General features: G+C 52.1%; 16 protein-coding genes and 1 pseudogene. 12 read left to right on the top strand and 5 right to left on the bottom strand.

From position 1 onward, the window contains the following. Positions 1-101 (top strand): annotated as a pseudogene (locus tag AC3ZFK_RS06250) (peroxiredoxin); the annotation flags it as partial. Between the two features lie 82 nt (positions 102-183). Here the strand turns inward: AC3ZFK_RS06250 and AC3ZFK_RS06245 are convergent. Beyond that, positions 184-600, bottom strand: a complete 417-nt coding sequence (locus AC3ZFK_RS06245) for a pilin (RefSeq protein WP_487506938.1) — start codon at positions 598-600, stop codon at positions 184-186. Positions 601-670: 70 nt separating this feature from the next. Continuing rightward, positions 671-1651: an octaprenyl diphosphate synthase gene (gene ispB / locus AC3ZFK_RS06240; protein ID WP_487506939.1), complete on the bottom strand. Its 981-nt coding sequence runs from the start codon at positions 1649-1651 to the stop codon at positions 671-673. 222 nt (positions 1652-1873) lie between these two features. On the opposite strand from ispB, the gene rplU reads away from it, so the two are divergent. From rplU to proB, 4 genes are all read left to right on the top strand, one after another. Beyond that, positions 1874-2185, top strand: coding sequence for a 50S ribosomal protein L21 (gene rplU, locus AC3ZFK_RS06235; protein WP_487506940.1), 312 nt, complete (start codon positions 1874-1876; stop codon positions 2183-2185). A gap of 34 nt (positions 2186-2219) precedes the next feature. Next, a complete protein-coding gene (gene rpmA, locus AC3ZFK_RS06230) occupies positions 2220-2477 on the top strand; it encodes a 50S ribosomal protein L27 (protein ID WP_487506941.1) in 258 nt (85 codons plus the stop codon). A 79-nt stretch (positions 2478-2556) separates the two neighbouring features. Further along, entirely contained in the window at positions 2557-3573 is a 1017-nt protein-coding gene (gene cgtA, locus AC3ZFK_RS06225; protein ID WP_487506942.1) for an Obg family GTPase CgtA, read from the top strand. Between the two features lie 8 nt (positions 3574-3581). Continuing rightward, complete coding sequence (proB, locus tag AC3ZFK_RS06220; RefSeq protein ID WP_487506943.1) at positions 3582-4709, top strand: glutamate 5-kinase; 1128 nt, start codon at positions 3582-3584, stop codon at positions 4707-4709. A 192-nt stretch (positions 4710-4901) separates the two neighbouring features. Here proB and rpsT read toward each other — a convergent pair whose 3' ends face one another. Continuing rightward, positions 4902-5162, bottom strand: coding sequence for a 30S ribosomal protein S20 (rpsT, locus tag AC3ZFK_RS06215; RefSeq protein WP_487506944.1), 261 nt, complete (start codon positions 5160-5162; stop codon positions 4902-4904). Between the two features lie 146 nt (positions 5163-5308). Here rpsT and murJ point away from each other — a divergent pair, with 146 nt between their 5' ends. The 6 genes from murJ (at position 5309) to AC3ZFK_RS06185 (ending at position 13623) form a co-directional block, all read left to right on the top strand. Then, entirely contained in the window at positions 5309-6865 is a 1557-nt protein-coding gene (gene murJ, locus AC3ZFK_RS06210; protein ID WP_487541421.1) for a murein biosynthesis integral membrane protein MurJ, read from the top strand. Between the two features lie 9 nt (positions 6866-6874). Next, positions 6875-7813, top strand: coding sequence for a bifunctional riboflavin kinase/FAD synthetase (gene ribF, locus AC3ZFK_RS06205; protein WP_487506946.1), 939 nt, complete (start codon positions 6875-6877; stop codon positions 7811-7813). A gap of 291 nt (positions 7814-8104) precedes the next feature. Then, positions 8105-10876 carry an isoleucine--tRNA ligase gene (gene ileS, locus AC3ZFK_RS06200; protein ID WP_487506969.1) on the top strand — a complete coding sequence of 924 codons (2772 nt, stop codon included), beginning with the start codon at positions 8105-8107 and terminating at the stop codon, positions 10874-10876. A 21-nt stretch (positions 10877-10897) separates the two neighbouring features. Next, entirely contained in the window at positions 10898-11386 is a 489-nt protein-coding gene (lspA, locus tag AC3ZFK_RS06195; protein ID WP_487506947.1) for a signal peptidase II, read from the top strand. A gap of 81 nt (positions 11387-11467) precedes the next feature. After that, positions 11468-12730: a nitronate monooxygenase gene (locus tag AC3ZFK_RS06190; RefSeq protein WP_487506948.1), complete on the top strand. Its 1263-nt coding sequence runs from the start codon at positions 11468-11470 to the stop codon at positions 12728-12730. A gap of 122 nt (positions 12731-12852) precedes the next feature. Next, positions 12853-13623 carry a class I SAM-dependent methyltransferase gene (locus tag AC3ZFK_RS06185; protein ID WP_487506949.1) on the top strand — a complete coding sequence of 257 codons (771 nt, stop codon included), beginning with the start codon at positions 12853-12855 and terminating at the stop codon, positions 13621-13623. On the opposite strand, the gene AC3ZFK_RS06180 is transcribed toward AC3ZFK_RS06185, so the two are convergent. Then, on the bottom strand, positions 13603-14286 hold the full coding sequence (locus AC3ZFK_RS06180; protein WP_487506950.1) for a zinc metallopeptidase: 684 nt from the start codon (positions 14284-14286) through the stop codon (positions 13603-13605). The two genes, AC3ZFK_RS06185 and AC3ZFK_RS06180, sit on opposite strands and share 21 nt — an antisense overlap. Beyond that, on the bottom strand, positions 14283-15596 hold the full coding sequence (gene rimO, locus AC3ZFK_RS06175) for a 30S ribosomal protein S12 methylthiotransferase RimO (protein WP_487506951.1): 1314 nt from the start codon (positions 15594-15596) through the stop codon (positions 14283-14285). The genes AC3ZFK_RS06180 and rimO overlap by 4 nt, the downstream gene beginning before the upstream one ends. 239 nt (positions 15597-15835) lie before the next feature. On the opposite strand from rimO, the gene clpB reads away from it, so the two are divergent. Beyond that, positions 15836-18412: an ATP-dependent chaperone ClpB gene (gene clpB / locus AC3ZFK_RS06170; RefSeq protein ID WP_489433747.1), complete on the top strand. Its 2577-nt coding sequence runs from the start codon at positions 15836-15838 to the stop codon at positions 18410-18412. Positions 18413-18670: the final 258 nt, after the last annotated feature.

Genomic DNA, 18670 nt, shown 5'->3' with positions numbered 1-18670 from the left:
GTGAGGTCTGTCCTGCAGGCTGGCAGGATGGAGAGGAGGGTATGAAGCCAACTCCAGATGGTGTCGCCTCCTATCTGGCAGCACATGAGGGTGACCTCTAGGATCGGTCAGCCGTTATCATAACTACTCTCCCCACAATAGAGGTCTTTCTCTCCTCAAAAGTATCTATTGTGGGGCGAGTAGTTACTGCGTATAGCCGTTAGTCACACCACCACCGCTCGCAACCCAGGTCATTGGAGAGGCAGCGGTGGGGGTAAGAACATAGGTGTCTGTTGCCAAAATGCCGTTGGCAGCATCGGGGGTAACAGTTATCACCCCGTTGATTGTGCCGATTGTATTCACGGCACCTGAGATACCAGATACATTGGCCGGTACCCCATAACTGCCAGCATCACAGTCAGCCAGGGCGCCACGTACCTGATAACACTGTTCAACTCCCATTTTGACTGGTTGCGCGGCGAGAACCACCTCAGAGTAGCGAGCCTTGGTTGTGTATTGAGTATATGACGGGATGGCAATTGCTGCCAGAATGGCAATGATTGCGATAGCTATAATTAGTTCGATCAGGGTAAACCCGGACTGCTCACTTCTCTCTGACATGACTCTATCCTCCTAGTTGGTGGCTTCATAGTAACCCGTACAGATAGTCAGTGAAAGGGGTGTCTGTTTTCTAATATGAACGTTTAAGAGTGAACTCAGCAAGCGAGATTAGTGCATCACGGTATGGAGATTCAGGTAGTTTCATCGCAGCAGCTGTTGCCTTGTTGACAGCAGCTGTTGCCGCATCGAGAGTATATTCAATTGCATTGGTATTATGGATTGTCTCCATGATGGTATCAAATTGTCTCTCTCCACCATTTTCAATCGCACCACGAATCAACTCTCTCTCCGCTGCTGTTCCACTCTCCATGGCGTGGATTAGTGGGAGGGTTGGTTTCCCTTCAGCAAGATCATCCCCCGCATTTTTCCCCATATCCTCTGCTGATGAGCTGTAATCAAGTGCGTCATCAACCAGCTGGAAGGTGTTGCCAAGATGTCTTCCGTACTCCATCAAGGCACTCTCAATATCTGGGCTCTGGTTTGCAACCACAGCCCCCAACTGACCGCCAGCCTCAAACAGTTTGGCTGTCTTGCGATATATCACCTCGTAGTAACGCTCTTCTGTGGTGTCTGGATCGTTACAGTTAAGTAGCTGCAGTACCTCGCCCTCTGCTATTACATTGGTGGTATCTGCGAGTATATCCATCACCCGCATCTGCTGTACCTCGACCATCATCTGGAAGGCACGAGAGTAGAGGAAATCACCTGTCAAAACAGCGGCCTGGTTACCAAAAACTGCATTGGCTGTCTCTTTTCCACGTCGTAGTTCAGAGGTATCAACCACATCATCATGGAGCAGGGTTGCAGTGTGGATGAATTCAATAACCGCAGCTAGCTGGACAGCATCACTGCTTGTTGAGCCGCATGCACGTGCCGCAAGCAGCATAACCATGGGGCGTACCCGTTTTCCACCACCACCAACAATATAGTGCCCCAACTGGTTGATAAGCACTACATCGGATTTAAGGCGTTGAATAATCAGGGTATCAACAGCCTTGAGGTCATCCTGGATGAGCTCCTGAATCTCTTTAAAGGTAGAAAGTTTAGCCACAGCTTCTGGTCAAGTATTGGTTGTAATAGTTTGTTATATGGAAAAACCTGCAAATCGTATGGTCTAGGGTTTGATGGGTCAAGTTTTTAGCAGATGTTTCTGTAGAAATGCGTTTGACCATTTTCAGACATAAGTGTAAAATCGCGCCTCTTTTATGGATAGGTGGACTTCTGCTGTTGTATCGGGGTCAGCCGTCTTGTACCAAACATGTGGAGTTTCAGGATGTACGCAGTAATCAAAACTGGCGGAAAGCAGTATCGTGTAAGTGAGGGTGAGACCCTTAAGGTAGAGAAGCTGGGCACTGAAGAGGGTGGTAGTGTTGAGTTTGATCAGGTCTTGATGGTTGCTGATGGTGACGATATCAAGGTTGGCGCACCTCTGGTTGATGGTGGCAAGGTTACTGCAACGGTTCTATCTAATGGTCGTGGCAAGAAGGTCAAGATCATCAAGTTCCGTCGTCGTAAACATCACCGTAAGCAGATGGGACATCGTCAGTCCTATACCGAGATCAAGATTGATAGCATAAGCGCATAAGTTGGCGCATTAATTTAGAGGCTAAGGAAGTAATATGGCACATAAAAAGGCAGGCGGTAGTACCAGAAACGGCCGCGATTCGGAGTCCAAGCGGTTAGGTGTGAAGCGTTTTGGTGGTGAGGATGTGATCTCTGGAAACATTCTGGTTCGCCAGCGTGGTACCCATTTTCATCCTGGAGTAAATGTTGGACGTGGTAAAGATGACACCCTGTTTGCTAAGGCGGATGGTGTGGTTACCTTTGAGGTCAAGGGTCCGAGAAGCCGCAAGTTTGTGAGCGTATATCCCGCATAACAGCTTAAATCTGTTGGTGGTAGAAAAGGCTCCGTAGTACGGGGCCTTTTTTGTTTGAAGAGAGAGCTGAGTAGAGACGATGAAATTTGTAGATGAGGCAACAATCCGGGTAGAGGCAGGCGATGGAGGCAATGGCTGCGTCAGTTTTCGTCGTGAAAAATATATCCCCCGTGGCGGACCTGATGGTGGCGATGGTGGTGACGGAGGTACCGTTTATCTGCAGGGTGATGAGGGGCTGAACACCCTGGCTGATTTTCGTTTCAAGCGCATGCACCGTGCCGAGCGTGGGCAGAACGGCATGAGTCGAGACAAGACTGGTCGCAAAGGAGATAATCGGGTTGTGCGGGTGCCTATCGGGACTCTCGCCTATGATGATGATACTGATGAACTGATTGGTGAGGTTGTAAAGGATGGAGAGACCTTGCTGGTTGCCCAGGGAGGCTTTCATGGGCTGGGTAATGTGCGTTTCAAGAGTAGTACCAATCGTGCTCCTCGACGCTCAACAAATGGTTCGCTCGGAGAGAGGCGGTTTCTGAGGTTGGAGCTAAAGGTGTTGGCAGATGTTGGGTTGTTGGGCATGCCCAATGCAGGAAAATCATCACTTATTCGTGCCATCTCTGCAGCTCGCCCACGGGTGGCGGATTATCCATTCACCACCCTCCACCCTAATCTTGGTGTGGTGAGGGTAGATGCCTCGCGCAGTTTTGTGATGGCAGATATCCCCGGGGTAATTGAGGGGGCCGCAGAGGGTGCAGGATTGGGGATCCAGTTCCTCAAGCATCTGTCACGTAACCGTGTTCTGCTTCACCTGCTTGATGTTGCCCCAGCAGAGGGGACTGTAGACCCTGTTGATGAGTTTAAAAAGGTGGAGCTGGAGCTGGAAAAATTCAGTACAGAGTTGGCGGCCCTACCTCGCTGGCTGGTGATGAACAAGATTGATCTGTTGCCAGACGACAAGCGAGAAGAGATTTGTGATGATATCCTTCAACAACTCTCCTGGAGCGGCCCGGTGTTCCGTATATCGGCACTACATAAAAAGGGGACTAGTGAGCTGGTCTATGCGATTATGGACTCGTTGGAAAAGCAGACGGAATAATTTAGATAATGGATGAGAGCAGAGAGAGGCTGTCCAGGGTAAAGCTCTGTGTTGTAAAACTGGGGAGCGCAATTCTGACCAATAATGGTCAGGGGCTGGATAGTGCAGCAATCAGGCGGTGGGTTGAGCAGATTGTTGTACTGAGGCAGTCTGGAGTGCAGGTTGTGCTGGTCTCATCCGGTGCTGTTGCCGAGGGGATGAAGAGGCTGGGAATGTCACAACGTCCTCATGCCATACATGAACAGCAGGCTGCAGCAGCTGTTGGACAGATGGGGTTAGTGCAGGCGTATGAGTCATGTTTTTCAAAACACGAAATTCATACCGCACAGATTCTGCTGACTCATGATGATCTCTCCAACCGTAGTCGCTACCTGAATGCCAGAAGTTCAATCCGTACCCTGCTTGAGATGGGGGTGGTTCCAATTGTTAATGAGAACGATACGGTGGCAATTGACGAGATCAGGTTGGGGGATAACGATACTCTTGCTGCACTGGTTGCCAACCTGATTGAGGCTGATTTACTGGTGATTTTGACGGATCAACAGGGCATGTACGATAGTGATCCACGGCTTAATCCAGAGGCAAAACTGCTGGATGTGGTTGCTGCGGATGACTCTGTTCTGGATGAGATGGCAGGAGATTCAGCCGGTAGTCTGGGCCGGGGAGGGATGGCGACCAAGGTTGGGGCAGCACGTCTTGCCGCACGCTCCGGCACTACAACAGTAGTTGCTCCTGGTCGTGAGGACCAGGTTTTGGTAAGGCTGTTCAACAATGAGCAGATTGGTACCATGTTTCTTGCTGGAGCCAGGCAGCTGGATGCCCGTAAACGTTGGTTAATGGGCCATTTGCAGAGATGTGGATCATTAATTCTGGATGATGGGGCGGTCCGTGTATTGCGAGACTCGGGAAGAAGTCTGCTGGCTGTAGGTGTAACTGAGGTTGAGGGAGAGTTTCAGCGTGGCGATCTGGTTTCGATCAAGAGCAGTTCAGGAGATGGGATTGCCCGCGGTCTGGTGAACTACTCGGCAGAGGACATTCGTAAAATTATGGGCCAGTCGAGTGATAAGATTGAGGCTATGCTGGGTTACGTAGATGAGGAGGAGATTGTCCACCGAGACAATATGGTGTTGGTATGACTCCTTGCAAAAGTAATCGCAACCTCACCCATGCAGCACGCTCAAGCACATCCCTGTGTCGCTCGACTGTGGCCGTCCAGGCCACAGACGGCTGCTCGTGTGAGGTTGCGATTACTTTTTCAAGGATTCACCCGAATCATAAAAAAACCGGCTAAGATGCCGGTTTTTTATGATTCGGATGAATCGTCTCCATTACATGGCACGAATATGTGCATTCAGACGACTCTTGTGACGGGCAGCCTTGTTGCGATGAATCAGGCCATTCTTCGCAGCAATATCAAGTGCAGAAGATGCGCTCTTGTAAAGTGTCTCAGCCTCTTCACGATTGCCAGACTCAATGGCAGCTATTGCCCTTTTAAGTGAGGTGCGCATCATGGAACGGCGTCCCTGATTGTGGTTACGCTTTTTGTCAGCCTGACGAGCACGTTTGCGAGCTTGAGGGGAATTTGCCAAGGTATCTCTCCTGAGAATATATAACTGTGTAATTTGCTGCTTTTCTACAGCAATTCAAAAAATGAGCCGCGTATTTTCTTCGTTTTCTCTTGAACTGTCAATTGTTATCACTGGTATGATTCAATTTTTTCAAAGAAAATCGCATTTTGAGCCATAAACTACTGAAATCCACCATGGTTGTGGGGCTGATGACCACGATTTCCCGTATTTTGGGGTTGGTGCGCGATATTGTCTTTGCCCGCTACTTTGGTGCTGGTGGGATGATGGATGCCTTTGTGGTCGCATTCAAGATCCCCAATTTCCTGCGCAGGCTTTTTGCCGAGGGTGCCTTCTCCCAGGCTTTTGTTCCGGTTCTCTCGGAGAAGCGGTCAACGGGGGAGCAGCATGAGGTTCGCCAGCTTACTGATGCGGTGGCTGGGACCCTGGGAGGCGTTCTGCTGCTGGTGACCGCTATCGGTGTGGTTGCTGCGCCACTGTTTATCATGCTGTTTGCGCCAGGATTTGTTGAGGAGACAGACCGTTTTGAGCTCGCCTCTGGAATGTTGCGAATCACCTTTCCCTATCTGTTGCTGATCTCACTGACTGCCTTTGCGGGCGGAATTCTCAATACCTACGGACGTTTTGCCATCCCTGCATTCACCCCGGTCTTTCTCAATCTCTCACTGATCGGTGCAGCAATCTGGCTCTCTCCGCTTATGGATGTGCCGGTTACCGCTCTGGCCTGGGGGGTGCTGATTGGTGGTGTGGTTCAGCTACTGTTCCAGATTCCACCACTGCTGAAGCTGGGCATGCTGCCTCGCCCTCGCTTTCGTTGGGGTGATTCCGGAGTTAGAAAGATCCTCAGGCTGATGTTGCCAACCCTGTTTGGGGCCTCGGTTGCGCAGATAAATCTGCTGCTGGATCTGGTGATAGCCTCCCTGATTACTGCCGGCAGCATGTCATGGCTCTACTACTCCGATCGCCTGATGGAATTTCCACTCGGGGTCTTCGGGATTGCGCTCTCAACAGTTATTCTGCCAAAACTTTCCGGGCAGTATGCAGCAAGGGATCATGACTCTTTCAACCAGACACTGGACTGGGCACTCCGGCTGGTTTTGTTGATTGCGGTTCCAGCCAGTGCGGGCCTCTTTATTCTGGCAGAGCCAATGCTCTCTCTGCTATTTCAGCGCGGTGAATTCACCCTGTTTGATGTGGAGATGGCCTCGGTCAGTCTGATGGCCTATGCGCTTGGGCTGGTTGGCTTTATTCTGGTCAAGGTACTGGTTAGCGGCTACTTCTCTCAGCAGAACACCAGAACTCCGGTCAAGTTCGGGGTGATTGCGATGGTTGCCAACATGGGGATGAACCTGATTTTTGTTGGTGCAATGGTAATGGGTGGTTACCATGCGCCACATGCGGGGCTTGCTCTGGCCACTGCCATCTCCTCCCTGCTGAATGGATGGCTACTCTATCGGGGGCTGCGTCAACGTGGAGTCTATAACCCGCTCAGCGGTTGGAGACGATTGATCATGCAGATTACCGTAGCGCTCTCGATTATGGTTCTCTTTCTCTACATGGTCGCCCCTCATGGTGGATTCTGGCAGGATGCACCACTGTGGACCAGGATTGGGGTGCTGGGGGGGGAGGTTGTGGGGGCGGCACTGCTCTACTTCTCCACACTTTTTCTTCTCGGTATCAGACCAACCCAGTTCCAGAAACGGTAGAATGTGGCAATGGAATTGATACGTGGAATACATAATCTGAAGCCAGAGCATCATGGCTCTGTTGCTACCATTGGGAATTTTGATGGCGTACATCTTGGTCACCACCATGTTCTGGGGGAGTTGGCAGATAAGGCGGATGAGATGGGTCTGCCAGCAGTAGTCATAACATTTGAGCCACAACCGCAGGAGTTTTTCTCTCCAGCCAACTGTCCGGGAAGGCTGACTCGCTTCCGTGAGAAGATGAAGGCTCTACGACGGTTGGCCATAGATCGTATCTTTACCATCCATTTCACAAAAGAGCTGGCGGAGATGGAGCCAGAGGAGTTTATCAAGAGAATCCTGGTGGAGGGGCTTGGAATTCGGTATCTGGTGGTGGGGGATGACTTCTGTTTTGGCAAGGCACGCAGAGGAAATTTCACAATGTTGCAGGAGGCCGGTCATAAACATGGCTTCCAGGTGGTCAATATGCACACCTTCCAGCTTGACGGTGAGAGAGTCAGTAGCACACGGGTGCGCAAGGCTCTTTGCGATGGGGATCTGAATGAGGCAGAGAAACTGTTGGGTCGCCCCTACAGAATGTGCGGCAGAGTGGCGCATGGCCATAAGCGTGGGCGCCTGATCGGTTTCCCAACCGCAAATATTCATCTTCATCGCAAGATATCTCCTGTTGATGGGGTATTTGCGGTAGAGATGTTCGGGATTGAGGGCGAGCCAGTTGCGGGGGTTGCCAATGTTGGGACTCGCCCCACAGTTAACGGCACAAGAACCATTCTTGAGGTTCATCTATTCGATTTTGAAGACGATATCTACGGTCGTCATGTATCGGTAGATTTCCTGGAGAAGATCCGGGATGAGCAGAAGTTCGACTCTTTTGATCTGTTGAAGGAGCAGATTCTGAGAGATGCGGACCAAGCAAGAAACTATTTCAAAGAGCGCTATTCACTGTAGAATTAGCACAATTGTAAATATGGTTCTGGATTGTACTTCTCCTTCAGCAGTTGTCTCTATCCTGATATTTTTCTATTAATCCAGCGTGTCCGAAAACTCGCTGCGCTCAGACACTCGGACACTTAACAGTCTGGATTAATAGAAAACTATCAGGGACAACTGGATTCAGTCGATGAACAAACCAAAACCAGAACTACTCATTCACAGTATTGTTTTTAAAAAATAGTTACGGATAACAAAGTGGCAAACAATTACAAAGAGACCCTCAATCTTCCCAAGACCGGATTCCCGATGAAGGCTAATCTGGCCAATCGTGAACCCAACTATCTGAAAAATTGGGAGAAGATTGATCTGTACGGCAAGATGCGGGAGCAGAATAGTGGGAAACCCACATTCATTCTCCATGATGGCCCCCCATATGCAAATGGTGATATCCATATTGGCCATGCGGTAAACAAGATTCTGAAAGATATGATCCTCAAGTCCCGTGCCCAGATGGGGTTTGATACCCCATATATCCCAGGGTGGGACTGCCATGGGCTACCAATCGAACTCAATGTAGAGAAGAAGTGGGGCAAGCCCGGACGCAAGCTGGATGCCGAGGCTTTTCGGCAGAAGGCTCGAGAGTATGCGGCTCGTCAGGTAGAGGGGCAGAAAAATGATTTCCAGCGCCTCGGTGTGTTGGGTGACTGGGATAATCCATATCTGACCATGGACTTCCAGTTTGAGGCGGATATTATTCGTGCGCTTGGAAAGATTGTCGAGAAGGGTCATCTTCACAAGGGGGAGAAGCCGGTCCACTGGTGTACCGATTGCGGCTCTGCCCTCGCAGAGGCTGAGGTGGAGCATGAGGACAAGACATCCCCAGCTATTGATGTCCGTTTCAATGTGGTTGATGAGGCCGGTTTTCTTGGACGCTGCAATCTGGAGTCAGATGGTAGCGGCACAATCTCGGTAGTTATCTGGACCACAACCCCATGGACCCTGCCAGCTAACCAGGCGGTCTCGCTCCATCCAGACTTTGAATACCTGTTGATTCAGACCGGTGAGACTCGTCTGCTGTTGGCAGAGGCACTTCATACTGCTGTGTTGGAGCGTGCAGAAATCGGCGACTACACCATTCTTGGACGTTGCCACGGTTCTGACCTGGAGGGGCTAGAGCTTAACCACCCATTCTATGATCGTCAGGTGCCAATAATTGTTGGTGACCACGTCACTCTGGATGCGGGTACTGGTGCAGTCCATACTGCCCCTGGCCACGGTCAGGAGGACTACGTGGTGGGGATGAAATATAACCTGCCGGTTCATAATCCGGTTGGCGGGAATGGTTGTTTTCTTGATGGCACAGAGATATTTGCAGGGGAGCATGTATTCAAGGCAAATGATCATGTGCTGGAGGTGCTTGAGGAGCGTGGGGCGCTTCTCTGTATGGAGAAGATTCGTCACAGTTACCCTCACTGTTGGCGTCACAAGACCCCAATCATATTCCGCGCAACCCCACAGTGGTTCATCAGTATGGATCAGGCGAATCTACGTAGCGATGCAATGGATGCTATCAAGGGTGTGCGCTGGATGCCGGACTGGGGTCAGGCGCGTATTGAGGGGATGGTCGAGAATCGTCCAGACTGGTGTATCTCCCGTCAGCGTACCTGGGGTGTTCCAATTGCCCTATTTATCGACAGGGAGACAGGTGATCCACATCCGGAGACCGTACGCCTGATCGAGGAGGTGGCGCAGCGGGTTGAGAAGTCAGGTATTGACGGCTGGTTTGGCCTTGATTCCGCTGAACTTCTTGGGGACGATGCAGAGAGATACCAGAAGGTCACGGATACCCTGGATGTCTGGTTTGACTCCGGGGTTACTCACCATGCTGTGCTGGATCGCAGGGATAGCCTCTCACGTCCGGCGGACCTCTATCTTGAGGGGTCGGATCAGCACCGGGGCTGGTTCCAGTCATCACTGCTGACATCTGTGGCGATGCATGGAGAGGCGCCATACAGGGAGGTGCTGACACACGGCTTTACCGTCGACAAGGATGGCAAGAAGATGTCCAAGTCACTCGGTAACGTGATTGCTCCACAGAAGGTGATCAATGAGTTGGGTGCCGATATTATTAGACTATGGGTCTCATCCACCGACTACCGTGGGGAGATGACAGTCTCTGACGAGATTCTGCGCCGGATGGCAGATGCATATCGCCGTATCCGCAATACTGCCCGTTTTCTGCTATCCAACCTGCATGGATTTGATCCTGCGGCTGATCTGCTTAAGCCAGAGGAGATGTTGTCACTGGATCGCTGGGCAGTTGACCATGCGGCACGTCTGCAGGAGGAGATTATTGAGGCTTATGAGGAGTATAACTTCCACCAGGTCTTCCAGAAGATTCATAATTTCTGCTCGGTTGAGATGGGTGGTTTCTATCTCGATATAATCAAGGATCGTCAATACACCACACAGAGCGAGAGTCAGGCCAGACGCTCCACCCAGACAGCGATGTACCATATCGTCGAGGCGATGGTCCGTTGGCTTGCCCCAATCACCAGCTTTACCGCTGACGAGATCTGGAGCTTCCTGCCGGGAGAGCGTAGTGAGAGTGTCTTCCTGGAGGAGTTCTACCAGGGGCTATTCCAGATGGACGGCGACTCCTCCGGGGCCGCCCTGACGGCTGCCGATTGGGGGCAGATTATGGCTGTTCGCACCGAGGTGGCACGTGCCCTGGAGGCGCTGCGTAACAGCAAGACTATTGGGTCTGGCCTCGATGCAGAGGTTGATCTCTACTGTGATGAGTCGCTTATCTCACTGCTTGAGAAGCTTGAGGATGAGCTCCGTTTTGTACTTATTACCTCGTATGCCCGAATTCATCCGCTGGATGGGGCGCCAGTTGATGCAGAGGCTACAGAGCTGGAGGGGTTAAGAGTGCAGGTAGGTGCCTCAAATCATGAGAAGTGTGTCCGTTGCTGGCACCATCGAGAGGACGTGGGCAGCAACAGCGACCATCCAGAGCTTTGTGGACGCTGTGTGGATAATGTAACCGGTTCTGGTGAGCAGCGCCTCTATGCCTGACCCCATTGAGCCATTGAAATTATGACCTCAGAGCTGAAGACTCCATCTCTTATCTGGCTACGCCTCTCCGCACTGATCCTTTTTCTGGATCAGGGGACCAAGATTCTTGCTGAGTACTATCTTGAGCTCTATCGGCAGGTAGAGATCCTCCCCTTCATGAATCTGACGCTGATGCAGAATGAGGGGGCTGCCTTCAGTTTTCTGGCAGATGCAGGTGGGTGGCAGCGCTGGTTCTTTGTGGTGCTGACTGTGGTAATTACGGTATTTCTGTTGCGTTGGCTGCGTTCACTGAGTGAAGATGAGCGCTGGTTGGCGATTGCAATTGCGCTAATTATTGGCGGGGCAATTGGTAATCTGATTGATCGGGTTCAGTATGGGTATGTAATAGATTTTCTCGATTTTCATGCCATGGGTTGGCACTGGCCAGCATTCAATATTGCGGATAGCGCCATCTCCATTGGCGCCATCATTGTGGTTTGGGATGCGGTTTTTGGGAGTGAGGAGAAGTAGTGCTTCACTGAATATTATAATATTGTATGATTAAACCATTATATTGCCGAGAACCAGAAGAACCATATAGAGACTGCCTTCATGACCGATTCAACCCTCTCTAAACGTATCGATGACCACCGCCTGATTCTTGGTGACAAGGAGTTTGTTCCGCTGATGCTAGGTGGAATGGGGGTCGATATCTCGACCCGTGACCTGGCACTGGTATTCGCAGAGCAGGGTGGTATTGGCCACCTCTCAGACGCGATGATTCCCACGGTTATCGATAAGGATTTCAAGACCAGATACGTTGGTGACCGACTGAAACAGTACAAGTTTAATGTCGACAATCCGGACAAGTCGATTGCCCAGTTTGATCTGGGTGAGTTGCATGAGGCGCAGACCCGTCACGTTGATGAGGCGATGTCGGCCAAGCGTGGGGATGGTGGAGTTTTCATCAACTGTATGGAAAAACTCACCATGAACAACCCCAAGGAGACCCTGCGGGTTCGCCTCAACGCTGCACTCGATGCGGGGATTGACGGCATCACCCTTAGTGCAGGCCTCCATCTTGGGTCGCTTGAGCTTATCAAGGAAAACCCCCGTTTTCGGGATGCCCATATCGGGATTATCGTCTCCTCAGTACGTGCCCTTAAGCTCTTTCTGAAGCGGGCGGCGCGCCTGGATAGACTGCCCGATTTTATCGTGGTTGAGGGACCACTGGCGGGTGGCCATCTCGGTTTTGGTATGGATTGGGCCGAGTTTGATCTGGCTACCATCACCCAGGAGGTGCTCGATTATCTAAGGGAGTCAGACCTTACCATTCCGGTAATTCCGGCAGGTGGCATCTTTACCGGTACGGATGGGGCTAAATTTCTGGAGCAGGGGGCGTCGGCGATCCAGGTCTCCACCCGTTTTACCATTGCCCAGGAGTGTGGACTGCCGGCAGCTGCAAAACAGGCATACTTTGAGGCCAATGAGGAGGATATCGAGGTCAACACCCTATCCCCAACCGGCTACCCCATGCGGATACTGAAAAGCACCCCGGCAATCGGCTCCGGTATCCGCCCCAACTGCGAATCCTACGGTTATGTGCTGGACGCCAAGGGCCACTGCAGCTATGTTGATGCCTACAATGAGGCCGTGGCAGCTCATCCGGATGAGAAGAAAATCTCGGTTGAGGAGAAGATCTGCCTCTGTACCCATATGCGTAAGTACAAGGTCTGGACCTGTGGCCACTACACCTACCGCCTGAAAGATACCGCCAACCAGAATGAGGATGGCAGCTACCAGGAGCCAACTGCGGAGCACCTTTTCAAGGACTACCAGTTCAGTACCCACGACGAGATCAAGAAGCCTGGATAGTTTTAGTCGCCATCCTCGCGCAGGTCAACCGTCATCCCGGCGAAAGCGGGGATCCAGGATATAAGGATTCATAACAAGGACATGTTCCCTTACATGTGCGGTCATCCAGCGATATACCCAACATGAGTGTCTCAATAGCAATCACATCTCATGACTCATCACAGCAACACAGGGCAGAGGAGCTGGCTCAGCGGCTGGCTCTTCCTGCTGTAACAGATGGTGCAGATTTCGATTTTCTCCTCACCTACACGGAAGCTCGCCTCGAGCTCCGTAAAACCAACTCCAAAACCGGTGGGGTCTATGCTGATTTTGTCTCAGGCAAGGTAGCCCACCGCTTTCGCTATGGTGGCGGCAGGGGACAGTTGATCGCCAAGGCGGTCGGTCTCAAAAGCGGCAACACCCCATCGGTACTGGATCTGACAGCAGGACTTGGAAGAGATGGTTTCGTGTTGGCATCACTAGGGTGTGAGGTCACCATGGTGGAGCGCTCCCCAATAGTGGCCGCATTGCTACGGGATGGTCTGGAGCGGGCGGCTACTGTTTCGGAGATCGCTGAGGTTATGGGGAGGATATCACTGCTAGAACAGGAGGGAGCCAACTACATGCAATCCCTCTCCGAGGAGGAGCGGCCAGATATCTGCTATCTCGATCCGATGTACCCTCATTCGAAAAAGAGTGCGCTGCCGGGAAAAGAGATGATGCTATTTCGAGAGGTGGTTGGAGAGGATCAGGATACGGAAGAGCTACTGGAAGCGGCCATGGTGGCAGCCAGGAGACGGGTGGTTGTGAAGCGCCCCCGCAAGGCCCTACCTCTTGGCCACCAAGAGCCAGATTTTCAGATCACAGGCAAGAGTACACGCTATGATATCTATCTATCGGCGCAGGACACGTAGCCACTTCCAGAAGTTGAGCAGACTGCTAAGAGAGCTGGCAACATAGGTGAGAGCCGCGGCTTTTAACAGCTTTCTGGCAGCGCCCTCATCGCCGTCATGGAGATGGCCTCCAGCCTTTAGTAGTGGAAGTGCCCGGTTAAAACTGGCATCAAACTCTACCGGCAGGGTGGCGAGGTGGACCAGTGCCGGCATCCCCATGCTGGCCAGTCCAGCCAGAAAGAGGATCAGTGCGGGCAGAGGCCTTCTGGAGATAACGGCAAACAGTGGTGAGGCCATCAGAATCATTGCCCCCAGCTTCTCGGCGCCACGGGTCTTGCCTACCAGTCTCGAGCGTAGCGCCATCGGCCTGTAATCGGTGTCGTGCTGGATGGCATGGCCAACCTCATGGGCAGCAATGGTTATCGCCGCAAGAGAGCGTCCGGAGAAATAGGGCTCGCTCAGACGAACAGTTCTATCTTCAGGGTCATAGTGATCCCCCTCCTTGGTTGTCTCAACCCCTACATGGTTAAGTCCATAGCGGTTGAGGATGATTCGGGCTAGCTCACCACCACTGAGCTCATATCGATCATCCGGGGTGCTGTACTGTCTCATCACCCGTTTGACCCACATTTGGGGGAGGGTGATGGCAGCCAGTAGCAGGATTCCAAGGATTGCCAATATCATATCAACTCTCCCTCAAGGTCATGTTCATCAGCAGCCACAATCCTGACATTCACCAGGTCGCCGCAACTCAGCCCGGTAATGTCTGGTAGGTGAACCTCTCCATCAATCTCCGGTGCATCCCCTCGACTGCGACCAACAGCCCCCTCATCAGTAACGCTATCGATAATAATGGTTTCGGTTTTGCTGACCCTGTGCTGCAATTTTCTGGCACTAATCTCACTCTGTACCCGCATAAACTGCTCCAGCCGCTCCTGCTGGATATCAGGATCAACCTGGTTTGGCAGTTGGTTGGCGGCGGCCCCTTCCACTGGTGAGTAGGCGAAGGCCCCTGCACGATCCAGATCTGCATCTTCCAGGAAATTGAGCAGCTCCTCGAATTCAGCCTCACCCTCACCCGGAAAGCCGACAATAAAGGTGCTGCGAATGGTGATATCCGGGCAGATCTCACGCCACTTCTCTATTCGTCGCAGCGCATTCTCACTATCTGCTGGACGTCTCATTGTCTTTAGAATAGAGGGGGAGGCGTGTTGTAGCGGCACATCAAGGTAGGGGAGGATCTTCCCCTCTGCCATCATTGGAATCAACTGATCAATGACAGGGTATGGATAGAGATAGTGGAGACGGATCCATATCCCCAACTTGCCAAGTTCCTCTGCCAGGGTTGTGATACGGGTGGAGAGGACCCCATTGCCAGTGATCTCACTGCGATAGCGCAGGTCGGCACCGTAGGCAGCACTATCCTGAGACACCACCATCAGCTCCTTTACCCCACTCTCCACCAGTCGTTCCGCCTCACCCAAAATCTCACCAATGGGTCGACTCACCAGTTTTCCACGCAGAGATGGAATAATGCAAAAACTGCAGTGCTGATTGCACCCCTCGGAGATCTTAAGGTAGGCGTAGTGGTCCGGGGTCAACCGCACCTCCCGATCCGGCAGCAGTTTGGTCAGCGGATCTTGAGGTGGGGGCACTGTGGCGTGGATGGACTCCATAACCTCTTTAGTTGAATTTGGCCCTGTTACCGCCAGCACGTTGGGGTAGTTGGAGAGAATTTTATCCCGATCCCCCCCCAGACAGCCGGTCACAATAACCTGTCCATTCTGCTCCATCGCCTCACCAATGGTATCAAGTGACTCCTCAATGGCGGCATCAATAAAGCCGCAGGTGTTGACCACCACAAGATCCGATTTGCTGTAGCTGTTTGCAAGCCTGTACCCCTCGGCACGAATCTGGCTAAGGATTCGTTCGGAATCAACAGTTGCCTTGGGGCAACCAAGGCTGACAAAACCGATGGTGGGGGTTGAATTCATCGCGAGATTATACCGTTTCAACATCATTGGTTAAGTATCAATCTTTACGAAAGTAATGACACGTTCGCCCATGTGGCACACTCAAGCACATCCCTGTATCGCTCGGCTGTAGCCTTCTTGGCTATAGACGGCCACCCGTACGAGCGTGTCATTACTTTCGCAAAGCTTGATAGATATTGAAAAGTGAAAAAATGCCCCCATTAAAGGGGGAGATCAAACATTATTGGAGCAACACACCCATGAGAATGGACAAACTAACAACAAAATTTCAGGCTGCGCTATCAGATGCACAGTCACTGGCTGTAGGCAGAGATCACCAGTTTATTGAGCCGATTCACCTTATGCTGGCACTACTGGATCAGGAGGGTGGAACAGTTCGTCACCTTCTCACCCTGGCGGGAGTCCAGGTAAATCCGCTACGCTCCCAGTTAGGTGAGGCGCTGGATCGTCTTGCCTCGGTGGAGGGTGTGGGAGGGGATGTTCAGCTATCCAATGACCTTGGCAAGTTGTTGAATCTAACCGATAAGCTGGCTCAGAAACGGGGTGATCAGTATATCTCCTCGGAGCTCTTTGTATTGGCTGCGGCGGATGACAAGGGGACGCTTGGTGAGCTATTGAGAAAAGCTGGGGCCGCCAAGGGCTCCCTGGAGCAGGCGGTGGAGCAGCTGCGTGGTGGCGAGAGTGTAGATGATCCAAATGCAGAGGAGCAGAGGCAAGCACTTGAAAAATATACTATTGATCTAACTGAAAGAGCCGAACAGGGAAAGCTTGATCCAGTAATTGGGCGTGATGATGAGATCCGCCGTGCCATTCAGGTGCTACAGCGCCGTACCAAGAATAATCCGGTGCTGATCGGTGAGCCGGGGGTTGGAAAGACTGCAATTGTCGAGGGGCTGGCACAGCGTATTGTAAATGGTGAGGTTCCAGAGGGGATAAAGGGAAAACGACTGCTCTCGCTCGATATGGGCGCACTGATTGCCGGGGCAAAATTCCGCGGTGAGTTTGAGGAGCGTCTCAAGGGGGTGCTCAATGATCTCAGCAAACAGGAGGGTCAGGTGATTCTCTTTATTGACGAGATCCATACCATGGTGGGAGCTGGCAAGGCTGAAGGCTCCATGGATGCTGGAAATATGTTGAAACCAGCGCTGGCGCGCGGTGAACTTCACTGTGTGGGTGCCACCACCCTGGATGAGTATCGCAAGTACGTGGAGAAGGATGCAGCACTGGAGAGAAGGTTCCAGAAGGTATTGGTGGATGAGCCCTCGGTAGAGGACACCATCGCCATTTTGCGTGGTCTCAAGGAGCGTTATGAGGTCCACCATGGCATCGATATTACCGACCCTGCGATTGTTGCGGCTGCAACTTTGTCACACCGCTATATTACCGATCGCCAGCTACCGGATAAGGCGATTGATCTGATGGATGAGGCGGGATCCCGGATCCGGATGGAGATTGACTCCATGCCGGAGGAGATGGACAGGCTTGATCGGCGGGTGATTCAGCTCAAAATCGAGCGTGAGGCCCTGAAGAAGGAGAGTGATGAGGCCTCGAAGAAGAGGCTGGATGATCTGCAGGGAGAGCTGGATCGTCTGGAGCGTGAATACTCCGATCTTGATGAGATCTGGAAGGCGGAGAAGTCTGCGGTACAGGGTACGACCCATATCAAGGAGTCACTGGAGCAGGCAAGAATTGAGCTGGAGACTGCACGCCGTGCCGGTGATCTGGCGCGGATGTCGGAGCTTCAGTATGGCAAGATTCCGGAGCTGGAGCAGCAGTTGGCTGCCGCTGCAGAGGCGGAGTCAGAGCAGAAGGAGAACCAGCTGCTACGCAACAAGGTGACCGATGAGGAGATCGCCGAGGTGGTCTCCAAGTGGACTGGAATTCCTGTCTCCAAGATGCTGGAGGGGGAGCGTGACAAACTGCTACGGATGGAGGAGGCGATCAAGCAGCGGGTAATTGGCCAGAGTGAGGCGGTGGAGGCGGTCTCCAATGCGATTCGTCGCTCCCGAGCGGGGCTCTCTGATCCCAACCGGCCTAATGGATCTTTCCTCTTTCTTGGCCCCACTGGGGTCGGCAAGACCGAGTTGACCAAGGCGTTGGCACAGTTCCTCTTCGATACCGAGGAGGCGATGGTACGCATTGATATGTCAGAGTTTATGGAGAAGCACTCGGTGGCGCGTCTGATTGGTGCCCCTCCCGGATATGTTGGCTATGAGGAGGGTGGATACCTGACCGAGGCGGTACGGAGAAAGCCATATTCCGTTATTTTGATGGATGAGGTGGAGAAGGCGCACCCCGATGTCTTCAATGTGCTGCTGCAGGTGCTGGATGATGGACGCCTTACTGATGGTCAGGGGCGTACGGTTGATTTCCGTAACACTGTTATTGTGATGACCTCAAATCTGGGATCACAGCAGATTCAGCAGCTATCTGGGGAGGGGAATTATGCTGCAATGAAGGATGCAGTGATGGAGATTGTCGGTTCCCACTTCCGCCCCGAGTTTATCAACCGGGTTGATGAGTCAGTGGTCTTCCACCCTCTGGGTCAGGAGGAGATCAGGGCGATTGCCAAGATTCAGGTGGAGTATCTCCATCAGCGCCTGGCTGACCGTGAGATTGGTCTGGAGATAAGTGATGAGGCACTTGATCGACTTGGTGAGGCTGGGTTTGATCCGGTCTATGGGGCGCGTCCGCTCAAACGGGCAATCCAGAACCGGATCGAGAACCCACTGGCGCAGAAAATTCTGGCAGGGGATTATCTGCCGGGAGATGTAGTGAAAGTGGCTCTGAGCGGAGAGGAGCTGGTATTTAGCTAGGAGGCTGTCCGAGAATAGAAGCCGTAGCGAAAATCACAAAAAGACCATAAGGTGAGATTATTGGGCGAGGCGAATAGCACCGCTATTTAACGAGTTCAATAAGCTCAGATTATGGTCTTTATGGGGTTTGCAGTAGGCTCTCTATTCTCGGACAACCTCCTATCTACTTCTGCTGTTTCGAACCTCGAGCAATCATATTCAAGAGGTTCCCAACTATAACCTTCTGCTTCTCATCGCAATTTCTCTGCATCTCCTGCA

The organism is Candidatus Thiopontia autotrophica (assembly GCF_982804495.1).
This window is presented reverse-complemented; position numbering and strand designations above follow the sequence as displayed.